Source organism: Enterococcus sp. DIV0724b, from assembly GCF_050531475.1.
GTDB classification, from domain to species: domain Bacteria; phylum Bacillota; class Bacilli; order Lactobacillales; family Enterococcaceae; genus Enterococcus_L; species Enterococcus_L haemoperoxidus.
On sequence record NZ_CP172890.1, the window covers coordinates 3,366,069 to 3,380,991 of the forward strand.

The window sequence follows — 14,923 nt, forward strand, 5'->3', positions numbered from 1 at the left end:
ACTTATTAAAAAATTAATCAATAAAAAATGTTTTTTTACTATATATACATACTCGATTCCTACTCTTATTTACTTTACATGTATCTTCCTAATCAGATCCAGCCTTTTTCCTTCGCAATACTCACTGCTTCAATTCTGTTTTTTGCCCCTAGTTTATTCAAAATCTCTGACATATAATTCCGTACCGTTCCGTTCGTCAAGAACAGCTTTCCCGCAATTTCCTTAGAGGACAAGCCTTCCCCTACTGCCAGCAACACTTCTTGTTCTCGTTCAGTCAGGGGATTTTCTTGTTGTGAAAATAGTCCCGTTACAAGTTCAGGTGAATAAAATTTTTTTCCTTTCATAACAGCGCGGATATTCCCAATCAGTTCATCCGTGGGTGTATCTTTTAACAGATAGCCCGATACATTCGCTTTTACGGCTCGTTCAAAATAACCTTCTCTAGCAAAAGTGGTTAAAATAATCACCTTTTGTTCCTGATTTTGCAATGCTTCTGCTATATCCAACCCCGTTTTCAATGGCATTTCAATATCAGTTAAACAGATATCTGGTTGATGCTTTTCGATCAACGCTAATGCTTCTACGCCATTTTTAGCAATACCTACCACTTCCAAATCATCTTCCAAGCCCAGAATCGTTGCTAAGGCAGATGACAGTAACCCTTGATCTTCTGCGATAATTAGTTTAATCATGGATCTTCTCCTTTTTTTTATCCACAGGAACTGTGAATAGAACCTTCATTCCATTTTTTTGCGTAAATTCGAGTTTTCCACAGATGCTTTCGATTCGTTCTTTTAACCCCGTCAGTCCATTCCCCTGAATCAAGTCTTTCATTCCTTTACCATCATCTTCAACTGTAAAGGTATAATTTACGCCACTCTTTTCAATGATGATCCTACAGTGACTGGCTCTACTATGACGAATTACATTCGTGACACATTCACGCAAACAATAACTCACGGTATTTTGAAGATCTGTGGCAATTTCTCCAGTTAATTCTTCACCCTCTGTGGATAAGATGATTTTCGCATCCCGTAAGCTTTTTTCAATTGTGATCATTTCTTCAGCAATCAATACATGACGCATACTTGAAACGATTTCCCGTACTGTTTGCAAAGTACCTCTAGAGGTTTCAGCAACTTCTGCGATTTCTTTTTTAGCCAGCTCCTGATCTTTATCTACCAATTTCCCTGCTAACTCTGCTTTGATCGTCATGATCGATAATGATTGTCCCAATGTATCATGCAAATCTCTAGCGATTCGGTAACGTTCTTCTTGTTTGATCACGTATTCCATCCTCTGGGTAGATTGATATATTTGCTTACGTAACTCTGCTTGCTTACGAATTGAACGACCAGCAAAAGGTGCCGCACAGATAAAAAAGCCATAAACAAAAATCGTGATTTTTAAATCCTGTGTTACATATTCTGGCAATCGGCTTAAACTAAACGGCACAGGCGTCAGCATACATAATAACGCAATATAATAATACTTAAACACGTGCTTCTTCATTGGAATAAAACCAATCATCCACGCTGGATAGATAAACAAATAGATATAACCAAAATATATCGTATAAAACAGTGATATTCCATACATCAACGCCATCCAAAACGGAAACCATTTCCCATTAAATAAACAATTTCGATAGGTCACTACAAAAATTCCTAATGTAAACAGTGCTAACTGCTTATCAAAAGTATCGTACGGAAACATTGCAATAATCGGAATCAAAATAAAAATCAACCATATAAATGAAACAAAGCCATCCTCTTTCGGGTACACCCTAAACTTCCCAATCATCACTTTCCCCTAACGTTTTATTTCTTCTTTACGACCATTCAGATATATTGATAATACCATAATTCCTACAAAATAAATGAAGATGATCAACAGTCCTTTTCCATCTGGTAATTGTCCAGCTGCCAACTCTTTCGCTCCTTGTGCTGCATAAAAGGTCGGTAACCCTGTCGCAATTTTTTGAACAACTTCTGGAAACATATCGATCGGCCACCACAATCCACTCACAATCGCAAGCGGCATTAAGATTATATTGTTCAACACACTAGCTGTATTTGGATCTTTCACCAGACTTACGATCGTTGCTAATGCGACGATCGGTAAACAACCATATAAAATCCATAATCCACTGGTAAGCCAGGTTATAAAATTCATTTGAACTCCATTTACAAAATGTCCTACTAGAAAAATAACGATTAATAACAAACTATTGATCAAAAATTGCGTTAAAATCTTACTCGCATAATAAATACTTTCCGGCATAGGTGATAGGCGTAAAAACTGCTTCACACCTTGTTTACGGTCTTCAATCAACGTCATCGAAAAAGAAAATAATGAGCTGATCATCACACTATAGGTTGCCATTTGAATCATACTGTCTTTATAGAAAACAGCCATGTACTCTTGTGGAACCCCCATATTAAATACTTTGGTAAATAGAAGATAAAAACCAACTGGCATCCCTAAAGAAAAAAAGATAAATGGTTTGCTTCTAATTAAAGAGCGGTTTAAGTCTGTTTTAGTTTGCACAACGAATGGATTCATTTGTTTTCCTCCTCAACTAAAGTATTGAAGGCTGTTTCTAAGTTCCCTGGACTAATTAATAAATTCTTGAATTTAATTTCGGTTGTGAACAATTCTATAAGCGTTTCATCACTATTTGACGAATAGAGAGTTACGTTGTTTTCTACTTTTTCAATTGTTGATACATAAGGTAAATCAACTAGTTTTGCTTCATCAAGAATGTCTAGTAACTGAAAGCTCAATTTATTTTGCAGCATTTCAGACTGAATGCTTTCCAATGTGCCATCATGAACGATTTCACCTTGTTTCATCAGTAAAATTCGAGTAGCAACTTTTTCAATTTCCTCTAGGTAATGTGTGGTTAAGATAATTGTTTTGCCTTGCTCTTTTAACATATTGATTTTTTTCCAGAAAATTTTGCGGCTCGTTACATCCATTCCTGTTGTCGGTTCATCTAAAAAAAGCAACTCTGGATTGCCGATAATTGATAAACCAAACGTTAGCCGACGTTTTTGTCCGCCAGATAATTTAGTTGTATATGTATTTCGATGTTCGGTTAGCCCAGTTATATCTAACAAGTCGTCTAAAGAAAGTGGCTTGGGATAAAAACTACGGAAAAGTGTCAGCAATTCTTTGACTTTGACATTTTCTAACGTTGTACTTTCTTGCTGCATCACACCTAATTTAACCTTATTTTTTTTATTCAATGGATTTGTACCAAAAAGGCTTATTTCTCCATTTGTCGGGCGAATCAATCCTGTTAAGCAATTGATCAACGTAGTTTTTCCGGCACCATTTGGACCAACTAAGGCAATGATTTCACCTTTGTTTACGGTAAAAGAAACGTTGTTTAAAATTGTTGCTTTATTCATCATTTTTGTGAGTTTAGTGACTGTAATCATTTTTTTCTCCCCTTTACTTATGCCCTCATTTTATCTGATTATAGGGGCTCTCGTTAGAGGTTCTTGTCATCACTCTATATGACATTTGTCATGCAACCCAGTTTTATCAGCAAATAAAGCGAGACGATGAACTAACTCAAAGAGTTGTGTCACAGTCTCGCTTTATTTTAATCATTACTCAATCGAAATCAATCCATATATTTCTTTAACAAGATGCTTCTCGTCATAGGAAATAGTTAGAATACGACTAGCCCTCTGTTGTTTTTTTGCTGTCTCACTATCATTATAGATTTCGAGCAACTGGTTAGGTCCTTCATTTTTTTCATGGGCCATCTTCTTCTCAGATTGTTTCATTACTTGATCCAAGTCAGGCAATTCCATTGCTTCGCCTACTCTTTTTACTAGTGACCTGATTGAATCTCCCTGAAGCGCATTGCCTGCTGCTATATTTTGAATCAGTATCGATTGTTTGGTTAAATAAACTTGTTTTCTTTGTTGATTCACTTGAAACTGAGCTTCTGCTAATCCAACGTAATTGGGCGATTTATCCTCTTTTCCTATAACCCCTCGAATCGTCAAAATTTCTGCATCACTCTTTATTGAGTATTGTACTTGATTCTCGATTCTCAATAATTTTTGTGTTAGTGCTAATGACTGTTCAAAAAAAGACGGTATTACTAACTCAAACTTTTCTTCTATCAACTTTTCTGCTTCTGTCTTAGATAGTTCCGGGTAATCCAATGAACTAAATAAATTGGTACGGGGCTTTGACCATTTTGCTACATCCTTATTCTGCTTAGAAGTATTTTTTTCGATTCCGTTAGTACACCCTACAAGAAGTAAAATGCAACAAAACATCAAAATCCTTACTTTTTTCATCTGTCTTACACCGCCATTTCTTCGGACTTTATTCGTAAAATGGATCTTTGCCACGACGAATTAGATAGTGTTGATACACACCGAAAACGATCACGCAAAGGATAAATAAAAATGTACCTGCTAATACGCCTTGTGGCAGATAGATGAATTCCACTTGATGTTTTCCTGCTGGCACCGTAATACTAAGCAGGCCGTCATTGATTGTACGGATCGGTACTATTTTTCCATCTAGTTTCGCTTGCCAACCTTTATCAGCTGGAATTGTTGTGAATAGAATACGCTCTTTTTCCGTAGTAACCTCAGCCGTTGCCTTTCGTCCATTCACTTGAAAATCCACGCCTTTTTCTTGGGCTTTTTGTACCGCTTCTTTAAATTTGACTGTATTCAATACCCTCACAGTTGGTTCAAACAATTCTAGCTGATCCGTATAATAAAATGTTGTTTCCACCGTGATTTCTTGGGCTTTTTCGTAGTCACCTAAGGAGTAAAATTGGCCGGTCTTCGTTAATTGCGTATTTGTTTCCTGTTTAGCTGTTGTCACATGTACTTTTGTACGATCTTGACCTGTAAAATCAGCTGGAAATAAATCTAGATATAGCTGAGAATGAGGATTGGCATTGACTTTCCACTTGATTTTCATTGGCTTATTTTTATCCTTCGCTTTTAAAATCAACGTGTTACGATCATATTTAATCCCTTCGCTTAATACCGTATTTTCAGTTTCGACCAGTTCTGGAAAGGCTGTAGCATAGAGCGCTTCTTTAACACCTGAAAGTGCCAACAATAGACTAGCAGGATCATTGGCCGTATCTTCATCATAAATCCCTTCATCCACCATTATTCCCATTGGCAACGCATACTGGTTTTTATACAATTGATAGTCACCACTTGTAGCTATCTTTTCAAAACCTGCTTTAGACAGGTCCTTGTTTGATAGGTTATATTTGACTCCCATCAGTGCATCCATCAAAATAGTATTATTTTGATATCGGATAGATAAATTGGTATCATATGAGCGAAAACCTAATGTGTTCATATAAAAAGAAGAATGCCTATTTCTGATTGATGAAAACATTCCGATGCCACTGTACCCATAGCGAAAACTTTCATTAGGAGAACTGGCTGTGATATTTTCCATGCGATAAAAGGAATTATTTTCATCTTTGGTTTGTTTTACTAACTTTTGAATATCTTTATACTCTTTGTCATAACCTGAACGCTGTGCATAGCCCCAATCAGCATCGATCCCTTTCACCAATAATTGCGCATTCAGACCCAATTCTAAGAAATATATTCCCGCAAATAGGCAAATAAACACCTTTTTTTTCCCTTTCCCCTTATAAACAAAAAAGAAGAAAAGCAAATATGCTGCTAGAAAAGTCAAGGTTAAAATAAATGAAGTATGGGTCAAATACTCGTAATCATGACTTTTCGCTGTAACGACACGGACAACCACAAAGAGTACCATCAAACCAATAAAAATATTGACTAACTGCTCAAAATCAGTTTTTTTATACACCGACCAGCCATATCCAGCCAGTAGCAAAATTGTAAAAGAAAATAAGAAACTAAACCTAAAAAGAAACATATTTGGTGCGTGTAATCCATGCCAGAATAAATTCAACGGTTCTACATAAAAGCTGACGATCAATACGATCAATAATATCCCGTAACAAATTTTATCTCGTCCTATAATCTTTTTACTCATGAAGAAAAACACGCAAAAAACGAGCGGCAGTAATCCAACATATATAAACGGAATCGAACCATAGCGCGTTGTGTCATAAACCCCGACCATATTTTTTATGATCAAATCCCACGGTCCCGTAACAGCTGTCTTCCAACCTTTTATTGCAGTCAATGCCTCTCCATTTGTTTGTAAATCGATCAACGTTGGCAAAAGTAAAATCATTGAAGATCCTCCTGCTAACAGTGAAGTAAACAAATAACTTGGCAGACGTTTTATGTAACGCCTCTGATTCGTAAATAATCGCACGATAAAATAAAGAAAGGAGTACACACCGATCATAAAACCAATATAAAAATTAGAACTAAACAGCAGAAAATAACTGATAAATAAAAGCCCTGGACTGCGTTTATCCATGATAAGATTTATGCCTAAAATCACAAAAGGAAAATATATCAACCCATCTAGCCACATGATCATTTCCGAATTAGCGATCGTAAATCCCATCAAAGCATAGCTGAGACTCAGTAAAAGATCGCCCCACTTAGGTAAGTAAAATGTCTTTGTAGAAAAATACCAAAAGGCTAGACCCATCAAACCAACCTTGATCAAGGTTACATAATAGATGAAATCAGGTATTTGCTGATTATCAAAGAAATAAACAAGCGGTGTAAAAATACCACCTAAATAATAACTGACTAGTGACAAATAATTTAACCCCAATGAACCTGACCATGTATAAAAAATACTCTGATCACTTTTCATCATATTGTTGAAACTAGCAAAAAAGTTGGCATACTGGCCAAATCCATCACTAGCTAAAATACTCATTTTACTTCCTGGATAAATACCAATGGACAGATAAACACCGACTAATATCAGTACAGGCAATATAAAACTTGCTGCGGCATATCGAACTCTTCCTGAAAAAAATAGTGATTGTTGTTTTTTCATAAAATTCCTTTCTATTGCTATTCGACTTTTAGTGCAGTCTTCCTAAACGATTCAATGGATAATAACGATACATCGCCACACCTTCAATTTGCTTTGCTGAAACGAATCCAAATGAGCGACTGTCATTGGAATGATTACGGTTATCCCCTAGCACAAAGTAATGCTCTTTAGGGATTTGATTCATTCCTTTTATTTTTGAGGCAACTGCTTTATCCACCGTAATCTTGATCGTGCCATCTGGAAGTTGGCTAGATTTGCTATTTTTCGGCTCAAAAATAAAACTAGACGACTCCTGATTTAAAAATAAACTCGTTCCCTCTAGCCAAATAGAATCGCCTGGCAAACCGATTACACGTTTTACATACGATTCTTTCTTCTTTTTTAATGGATCTAGCGTTATGATCGAATATCGTTTTGGTTCTGCACCTTTATTTACAAAAATTCGATCTCCGTTTTCTAAAGTTGGAAACATCGAGGAACCTTCCACCTTATGTGTCTTCACTTTGAATAGAAATAATAAGCATAGACAGACACAAAGGAAAAACACGCTGTTTGATACTAAATTTAATAATTGTTTACGCTTTTGTTTACGCTTCTTTTGTGCTCGTTTATTTTTATGTTTTATTTTCTTTTCCATCTGTTTATCCTTTGATTTTTAGTAGCTTTTCAGCTTATGTAAAGGCCAAATCCTCATTTCAACCGTTCCGATGATTTCCTTTTCATCCACTAATCCATAGTAGCGTGAGTCTGACGAATAAGGACGATTATCTCCCAATACTAAGTATTTGCCTTTTGGTATTCGGTCAAATTTGTTATTAGGAATTTGTGACAACCGAAAATCATCTGTCCATAACGCTTCATTTTGTTCTGCTCGTTTTAGTTGGCTTTGTAAAAAACGCTCAATTGATTCTTGTTGATTGATAAAAAGATGATCATTTTTGTACTGAATATTTTCTCCTGGTAAACCAATCACACGACGAATTGATTTTTCTCCACTATCGGGGACTTTAAAATAAATCAAATTAAATCGTCTAACGGTGCCAAACCGATTCACAAAGACTCGCTCACCATCGTTGACTGTTGGCGCCATGCCATAGCCTTCACTTTTTGGCAAAGCAAAAATAGTTGTCGATAGGATAATAAAAAGAAAGAGCACGATAAGAATAGTCAATCCTATTTCTTTCCAAAGTTCTCTTGTCGATTTTAGTTGTTTTCTTCGTTTCCTTAGCTTCTTTTTAAAAGAGGTGTTGCTTATTCTTTTTCTATTTTCTCGTGTCGTGTACCTTTGTATTTTTGAACGTTTTTTCTTCGTGAGGTTCTGATTGTTTCCCTTTTGTTTTTCAGTCATTATTTTCATCAGCTTATTTCTTTTGTTTCAATGCATTTTCATTGATTTTAAAATAGGTAATGATCTTCGATTGGATTTTTTGTGCTTTTTGCAAATCGTTGATATATGTTTCACGTGTTTGAGTATTTCCCACCATTTCCACACTTTGATTATTCAAATTTAGTCCTAATTCTTTGACTTGATTATAATAGCGAGTCAATAATCGTTGGCCTTCTGCTGTTAATCGGCCATCGGCACCACGCATTCCAAAACTTGATAGTTTCGCTGCTAATTCACGTAAATTATTCTCTGCCTTCTCTGGATTACTACTTTCATTCAAAATATTGATTTGATTCTTCGTTTCATTGAGTAAATAGTATCCTTGGACAATTCCCTCTGAATCTCGTTCTCCTAAATTTGTCGCTTGGTAGTAACGTGCATAAAATGCTGTCCCACTCATAATGCAAGCTAACATGATAAACACCATTAGATTCCAACCTTGTTTCTTACGCTTTGCTTCAGTTTTTTTCAACACTCGTTTGATTTTCTTTCGTTTTCGTGCGTTTTTTGTCCTAATTCTCGCTAGCTGCCGAACTTGATTTCGAGTACTGAAAAGGAAAATAACGCTTAGTAAAGAAAATAGTGCAAAGAGGATAGCACTTGATAATGTTCCAATAAATACCCAATCCAGTAATGACATACTTCTATCCTCCTAATATAAAAGCTGAAAGAGCTCTGTCAGCCTTGACAGGAAAATAGAAAAATAGAGGCGTGATGCTTTTTGTCACAGATATATTTTATCTTTTTCCCGAAAGGCTAGCTCTTGATGCTAGATATTGTATGGTAACAACGTCTTACTACGCTCCATCTTATTCTTTTCAACATCAGCGTTTTTTACGTCCAACCACTTTTCTTTTCTTCTTATTTTTCTTTTTATTTATGACGCGAACACTAACAAATATGATCAAAATAACTACAAGAACACTTAAAATAATCATTACGATCAATTGCCAATTAATTCGATTTTCCTGAAGCAAACTAACATCTTCTTGGTTAAATTTATCAGCTTCTTCATTTGTAATAGTAAAGTTTTCTTCCCACTCCCATTTTTCACCCGTTTTAGCTGTCACCAAAATATGTGCACGATAGTTTCCCGGCACCATTTTTTCGCCATTCATCGATACAGGAAAATTGATTTTAGAGTTAGGGGCCATCCGCATTTTTGTTTGCTTTGTTTCATACAGAACTTCATCAGACTTTTCGCCCATTACTTGAACATCCACTGCCATCTCATCCAGATAAGCCGGTTGGGTATTTGAAAAATCAACAATAATTGTATTCCGATAGTTCTTTAGATCTGCATAAACTTTATTCAATTCCAAATCTGGTTTGATTTTTTTATCCGTTTCCGTAAGTAACATTCCCACTAGATAAGCATATTTATTTTTGATCATGCCTGCTTGTTTCTCAGATTCTTGGTCTCTTTGGATCATATAAATACCACCAGAAATAACACCGTCAAATGTGGTTTCAGGCATCGTAATTTCTAGAGGGTAATCAACAGTCTGCTTTGGCGGAATTACTACAGATTCTTTTCCTTTTACGATTTCAGCGAAGTCATATTTTAAAGAGGGATCTTTCTCTAAACTTGATGGCCCATTCTCTAACACACCATTACTATTGGTTTTAGTAGCATTCAAACTAACATCAACTGTAATTTCCTTATCCGAGTTGTTGCTCATTTGGATAACGGCTGTTTGTTTTTGCCCTGGCTTCATTCTTAAATCAAAATAGCTCACTTCTTTATGTTGATTCTCCGGATAGATTACTTTATAAGTAAACCCACCAGCCGCAGCCTGTTCACTTTTTTCATCTGCCGATACACAATTAGGGATGGCAAAAAGTGGCAACGCTATGTATATAATGCTTATTAACCAAATACTTACTTTTTTCTTCATTCTCTTGCCTTCTTTCAAAGAGAACAGGACTCATCACAAAAATAAAACTGATGAGTCTGTCCCAAACCTACTTATATTTTATGATTCTTAGATTATTCGCCTTCTTCTGGAACCTCAGGAGCGCGTGTATCTGCAATTGTCCAAGTGATTGTTGATGTATATTCACTTGCTGTTGATAATTTGTTGTTTGCTGCTGGAATCCAGAGTTTGATTGACTTATCTGCATTTCCGTCAGCTATTTTACCGAAGACTAAATCAAAACGACCAAATCCTTTATCATCTGCATCTTGGTTTACAAATTCAGAAGGTGTTGTTCCGTCAGTCGCTAATACTTTTGTTGTCGGAGCTGCTGCTGAATTGATTTGCCCAGCATCACCTGTTGTTGTTAGACGGATGTTGTCGTATGTTATTGTAGCAGCTTTCAATTCTTTACCAGCTGTATTGGTGAAGGTTGTTGCTTTTGCAGTTAATGTGTATTTATTTGGTTTATCATCTGCACGTTCGTCTTTGAATGTAACAAAGTTTGGCATCTCAACTTCATTTGATTCATTGCCTTTTTCAGTTGTTTTAAAGATTTTTGCATAATACTCCCAACCACCTGCAGTTGCTGAAGTGATTTCATTTGTTCCAAAATCAAGTGGTGAAATAGCAATCACTTTCAATGGACCATTGTCTGTATTTCCAGTTGGTTCTGTAATTTCAGGACCATCCGTTTCTGGTGGTGTGACCGTATCTGTTCCTGTACCTTCTTGGGTGAATTTTACTTTACCGGTTGAAGAGTGAACTTTTTCATTTCCTCCGTCCGCTTTTGTTGCTGATGGTAAAGCAAGTCCGATTCCGACCGCTGTTAATAACGCTGCTCCGCATAATTTGTGTGCTAATTTCATTTTTGTTTCCTCCCAAAATGTTTTTTATTTATGGCAACTCAGATAATATCCAAGTTAACATCGTTTGATAGTGGACTGGGTCCTTTTTTGTTTTACCTGGTATGAATAAAGAGACTGCGCTGTTTTGATAGATTGGCTGATTATTAAAATCCGAATCTAAAAATGGCTGGCCTGATTGGTCGATCCTAGGGCTTAATGTGTCTTTTTTCCCCTGGCCATTATCGATGGAAGCACCGAAGATGATCGACCATGTCCCCTCGCCTGTCCCTGGTTTTGCTTGTGCTAAATCATATGTCTCTCCAATATTATTGATATGGATCACTTCTTTTGAGACATTTGGCGCGTATGATGGACTATTGATTGAATTCGTCCATGATTGATCAAATGAAATCACAGAACCTTTCAATTCTTTATTTTTTGTAGATGCATTGATCAATTGGGTTTCTTGGCGAACTTGTAAACTCCAGCCGCTGCCTTTTTCCCGATAGTCAGAGAGTTGGACAAAATTTCCTCTTGCACCTGTACCGTCTAAAAACAGTTGTGCATTTGCATGATATACTTGATCTTTTTCTGAAATTACATTGTTCCAAAAATTTAACTGAGGAACAAAATCGAATCTCAACGCACCATCTGTCGAAGGACTAGGACCTGGATCGACACCTTTATTTGGATGTTCTGGATCGACAATACCTTTAGGATACTCTCCACTAAATTTGACTTTCCCGCTGTCTGAATGACTAAGTGACTCAGCATTCACACTTATCGGCTGAATGAAGGAAAGGATCATGATCGTAACGGTTGCTTGAAGAATTACGCTATTGGTTTTCAACATGAACGATTCACTCCCCCTTTGTCTTTTCCTTTTGATTATTCTTTTTCCGTTTCCATAAAATGAATAAGGCAACAAAAAGAATAAGAACAACTCCGCTAAGTGCTACACTTTTTTTCACCAGTTCACCTGTAGAAGGATATCTGCCTATCGGTTTCTTTGAAATATCTGACTGAGTAGTTGCGGCTGTAGTCTCTGTTGAACTGCTACTTTGTGTACTTTCCTCATAAAAACCAACACCTGCATTTGTCTGAACTTGTCCTATTTCTTCAGCATCAACAGTCAAAAAACTACTTAACCCAAAACTGAAGCAGATTACAGAGGTCAATAGGAAATAAATTAGGTTGTTTCTCTTCATTGATTTTTCCTCCAATATTTAATATGCTTCTTCTACTCGCCAAATCAAAGTTGTTTCATAATCACCAATCAATTTTACTGCTCCAGAAGGTACATCTAAGCGAAGGCCTTGTTTATCAGGTCCCCATGTTTTGTTTGAAACGTTATATTGTCCTGATGCTTCGTGTTTTGTTTGTAATACTTCTTGGGCATCGACAGATAGTGTTTTTTTGTCTGTTGCTGTTTGATAACTCAACACGCCATTCAGCACATGTTCAGGATTGTTTGGCATACTTAATTCATCTTCTAACTTGACGGATAGTTTCCAATTATCAAGGGTTTTACGATTATCCCAAATAATCAAGGGTTGATCATACGTTGGGTTCGCATCTTTTGTCCCTTTCCAACTGACCTCATGACTACCAAAATTAATTTCTGTGGGTCCTGAGTAAATTGATAAGGTTCCTTGAAATGTGTATGTGGCTTTCGCTCCATCAGCACTGATTTGAACTGTCGTCTCATTAGTGGGACGTCCTGAGTTTTCTAGCAAATATCGTTTAGCCAAGACATTCGTGATCGCGTCTTTTACATCTTGATCTTTCGTCAAATCAATTTTTTCACCAATCGTTTTTTCTTTTACAATTGCATCGTGAAGTTCAGCTCCTGATTCGTCTAGAAATTGAACGGTCAGGTTTGCTTTCGCTTTTTTGTAATAGAAGTAAACATCCTGTGCGGTTTCTTGAACTGTGCCAGATGCATTTCCTTCTGTTCGATCATATAGGTAATCAGCGATTGTAATAGGCGTTTCATCATACGATGTACCGACTTTTTGGTTTATTATTTTAGGTGTTGCCAAGTCAACTTTGTTTTCATCGACATAATGAATTGTCACCGTTCCTTTTACTAACGGAATATTTGCAACAACGGGATTTGATGAGGAGACCACTTCATCCGCTGAAGAAAGATAGTCAAATGTAGACTTTAATTGAACATCGCTTTCATTACTTGTGACTGTTGCCTCTAGACTTAATTCATACGGAAAATCTGCACGTGAAAATGAAAGGTTAGAAAGAATCAACTGATTGTTTACCTGCTGAATAGAGCTTTCTGGTATTTTTACACCATCTAATACCAAAGAGTCCGCTTTGTAGCTTAAACCTTCGGCTAAATTGACCCTCATTTTTGTTCCGTCTGTACTCATGATGCTGTTTCCATCAAAAACGATCGTATCCTTCAGTTTTAACGTATCATTTTTTTTAGCAGCTATCGTTTCTTGCGCTTGACTATTTTGTGTAAGATTTTCTATCTGTGCCGTTTGCTCGACGTCACCTGGTAGTTGTGTGATAGCTATTGCATTTTCTTCATATGATCCACCTGTCGATCCGGTAAAGCCCCAATAAACTTCTGTACCACCAAATTTTGCATTTAAATCAGGAATTCTATACGAATCTGAACCTACTCCAGATAGAGTATAAGACAAAGTTTGAGTGGCAGAATCCCATAATACATCCAGCGTTCGCCATGTATCGTTAGATAAATACTCAGGTGATAAAATCCAACTATGATGCTGACCTGTATAGCTATTATTTTGTGTACTAGGTGTAACAAAGGCAACGTGTCCCTTTTTACCATTCTCACCAACTTCTCGGTCCATGCGATTACTTGAGCCATTATTAAAATAAGTATCGAACTCGATTGATAAACCTCTTTGAACATATGGATTTCCAGAACGTCCGCCATAATAAGCACCCAATCCCATTCCAGAAGAACCAATAACTGATGTCGGTGATGTCGCCATTCTAGGATCATTTTGCAAGGTAAACGTAATCCCATCTCCAGCTTTTGCTCCTTGATTGCCTAGATATAAATAAGATTTAAGGTGAAAATCTTTTTTTAGATTTATTTTTTTTTGTGACCAGATCGCACCAATTTGGCTACCTGTATTTTTTGTGACCCGTAGGACTTTTCCATCATTGATCAATTCCGGCCCTGTTCCTATCGGTGCTCGAAAAACTTCTAATAACGGTAAGCTATCAACGGGCGGTGTTGTGGCATCTCTTGTCAATGCTCTAGACTGTTTCGTTGGCGGCGTATTTAAATCTTCAGTTTCTATGGATTCGTTAACTTTTGATGCTTCAGCAAAGGCAATACTTTTTTCTGCTACATTTTCTTGAGCATCTCCCATTAAACGAATCTTTCCCTGTGTGCTAGCTTTTTCTTTTTTTACGGGGAACGATAAAATCAGTGGTTTGGTGCCATTCTCAATGCGTAACTTTTTACGATTTTTGGCTTCTGTTTCTTCTACAGTAATTTTCCCGTCAAAGCCTGAATCAATTCCACTGCTTATTAACTTTTTGTCAACTTCTTGGATTCCTTCTGTTTGCAGTATTACATTTTGTTTTTTAGTATCTCCGATCGTTAAGACTACAGTGGCTTGATCCAAGTCCGCTTCAGCAAATGAATCGATTTTGATTTGATCATTTGGTTGCTCCGCTGCTTTGATTGGAGAAAATGATTTTATCGTAAAAAAAATGCCAATTACTGAAATACATGCTACAATCCAAACAAATACTATTGTTCTTCTTTTCATTTTTTAGTTGTCCCCTTTCACCAAATGAAG

The 14,923-nt window shown here is 36.6% G+C and carries 14 protein-coding genes; all 14 read right to left on the minus strand.

Annotated features, from left to right (window positions below):
* Window positions 1-92 precede the first annotated feature (92 nt).
* The gene (locus IGJ02_RS15590) at window positions 93-692 is read right to left on the minus strand and encodes a response regulator transcription factor (protein WP_430602656.1); all 600 of its coding nucleotides are present in this window, start codon (window positions 690-692) and stop codon (window positions 93-95) included.
* Window positions 685-1,803, minus strand: coding sequence for a sensor histidine kinase (locus tag IGJ02_RS15595; protein WP_430602657.1), 1,119 nt, complete (start codon window positions 1,801-1,803; stop codon window positions 685-687). The genes IGJ02_RS15590 and IGJ02_RS15595 overlap by 8 nt, the downstream gene beginning before the upstream one ends.
* 9 nt (window positions 1,804-1,812) lie before the next feature.
* A complete protein-coding gene (locus IGJ02_RS15600; protein WP_430602658.1) occupies window positions 1,813-2,565 on the minus strand; it encodes an ABC transporter permease in 753 nt (250 codons plus the stop codon).
* The gene (locus IGJ02_RS15605) at window positions 2,562-3,446 is read right to left on the minus strand and encodes an ABC transporter ATP-binding protein (protein WP_430602659.1); all 885 of its coding nucleotides are present in this window, start codon (window positions 3,444-3,446) and stop codon (window positions 2,562-2,564) included. Before IGJ02_RS15605 ends, IGJ02_RS15600 begins: the two co-directional genes overlap by 4 nt.
* 174 nt (window positions 3,447-3,620) lie before the next feature.
* Complete coding sequence (locus IGJ02_RS15610) at window positions 3,621-4,325, minus strand: hypothetical protein (protein ID WP_430602660.1); 705 nt, start codon at window positions 4,323-4,325, stop codon at window positions 3,621-3,623.
* Window positions 4,326-4,353: 28 nt separating this feature from the next.
* Window positions 4,354-6,966, minus strand: coding sequence for a YfhO family protein (locus IGJ02_RS15615; protein WP_430602661.1), 2,613 nt, complete (start codon window positions 6,964-6,966; stop codon window positions 4,354-4,356).
* Between the two features lie 28 nt (window positions 6,967-6,994).
* On the minus strand, window positions 6,995-7,603 hold the full coding sequence (gene lepB, locus IGJ02_RS15620; RefSeq protein ID WP_430602662.1) for a signal peptidase I: 609 nt from the start codon (window positions 7,601-7,603) through the stop codon (window positions 6,995-6,997).
* 18 nt (window positions 7,604-7,621) lie between these two features.
* A complete protein-coding gene (gene lepB, locus IGJ02_RS15625) occupies window positions 7,622-8,257 on the minus strand; it encodes a signal peptidase I (RefSeq protein WP_430604136.1) in 636 nt (211 codons plus the stop codon).
* 70 nt (window positions 8,258-8,327) lie between these two features.
* Complete coding sequence (locus IGJ02_RS15630) at window positions 8,328-8,993, minus strand: hypothetical protein (protein ID WP_430602663.1); 666 nt, start codon at window positions 8,991-8,993, stop codon at window positions 8,328-8,330.
* Window positions 8,994-9,177: 184 nt separating this feature from the next.
* Window positions 9,178-10,251, minus strand: coding sequence for a DUF916 and DUF3324 domain-containing protein (locus IGJ02_RS15635; protein ID WP_010762258.1), 1,074 nt, complete (start codon window positions 10,249-10,251; stop codon window positions 9,178-9,180).
* 92 nt (window positions 10,252-10,343) lie between these two features.
* Entirely contained in the window at window positions 10,344-11,138 is a 795-nt protein-coding gene (locus tag IGJ02_RS15640) for a WxL domain-containing protein (protein WP_010762257.1), read from the minus strand.
* Between the two features lie 28 nt (window positions 11,139-11,166).
* The gene (locus IGJ02_RS15645) at window positions 11,167-11,970 is read right to left on the minus strand and encodes a WxL domain-containing protein (RefSeq protein ID WP_010762256.1); all 804 of its coding nucleotides are present in this window, start codon (window positions 11,968-11,970) and stop codon (window positions 11,167-11,169) included.
* A 7-nt stretch (window positions 11,971-11,977) separates the two neighbouring features.
* Complete coding sequence (locus IGJ02_RS15650; RefSeq protein WP_010762255.1) at window positions 11,978-12,325, minus strand: LPXTG cell wall anchor domain-containing protein; 348 nt, start codon at window positions 12,323-12,325, stop codon at window positions 11,978-11,980.
* An 18-nt stretch (window positions 12,326-12,343) separates the two neighbouring features.
* On the minus strand, window positions 12,344-14,893 hold the full coding sequence (locus IGJ02_RS15655; protein WP_430602664.1) for a lectin-like domain-containing protein: 2,550 nt from the start codon (window positions 14,891-14,893) through the stop codon (window positions 12,344-12,346).
* Window positions 14,894-14,923 lie beyond the last annotated feature (30 nt).

Bases quoted from the DNA above. Each gene is read 5' to 3' on its own strand.
- IGJ02_RS15590 (WP_430602656.1), bottom strand. From the start codon at position 692: ATGATTAAACTAATTATCGCAGAAGATCAAGGGTTACTGTCATCTGCC.
- IGJ02_RS15595 (WP_430602657.1), bottom strand. From the start codon at position 1,803: ATGATTGGGAAGTTTAGGGTGTACCCGAAAGAGGATGGCTTTGTTTCA.
- IGJ02_RS15600 (WP_430602658.1), bottom strand. From the start codon at position 2,565: ATGAATCCATTCGTTGTGCAAACTAAAACAGACTTAAACCGCTCTTTA.
- IGJ02_RS15605 (WP_430602659.1), bottom strand. From the start codon at position 3,446: ATGATTACAGTCACTAAACTCACAAAAATGATGAATAAAGCAACAATT.
- IGJ02_RS15610 (WP_430602660.1), bottom strand. From the start codon at position 4,325: ATGAAAAAAGTAAGGATTTTGATGTTTTGTTGCATTTTACTTCTTGTA.
- IGJ02_RS15615 (WP_430602661.1), bottom strand. From the start codon at position 6,966: ATGAAAAAACAACAATCACTATTTTTTTCAGGAAGAGTTCGATATGCC.
- lepB (WP_430602662.1), bottom strand. From the start codon at position 7,603: ATGGAAAAGAAAATAAAACATAAAAATAAACGAGCACAAAAGAAGCGT.
- IGJ02_RS15630 (WP_430602663.1), bottom strand. From the start codon at position 8,993: ATGTCATTACTGGATTGGGTATTTATTGGAACATTATCAAGTGCTATC.
- IGJ02_RS15635 (WP_010762258.1), bottom strand. From the start codon at position 10,251: ATGAAGAAAAAAGTAAGTATTTGGTTAATAAGCATTATATACATAGCG.
- IGJ02_RS15640 (WP_010762257.1), bottom strand. From the start codon at position 11,138: ATGAAATTAGCACACAAATTATGCGGAGCAGCGTTATTAACAGCGGTC.
- IGJ02_RS15645 (WP_010762256.1), bottom strand. From the start codon at position 11,970: ATGTTGAAAACCAATAGCGTAATTCTTCAAGCAACCGTTACGATCATG.
- IGJ02_RS15650 (WP_010762255.1), bottom strand. From the start codon at position 12,325: ATGAAGAGAAACAACCTAATTTATTTCCTATTGACCTCTGTAATCTGC.
- IGJ02_RS15655 (WP_430602664.1), bottom strand. From the start codon at position 14,893: ATGAAAAGAAGAACAATAGTATTTGTTTGGATTGTAGCATGTATTTCA.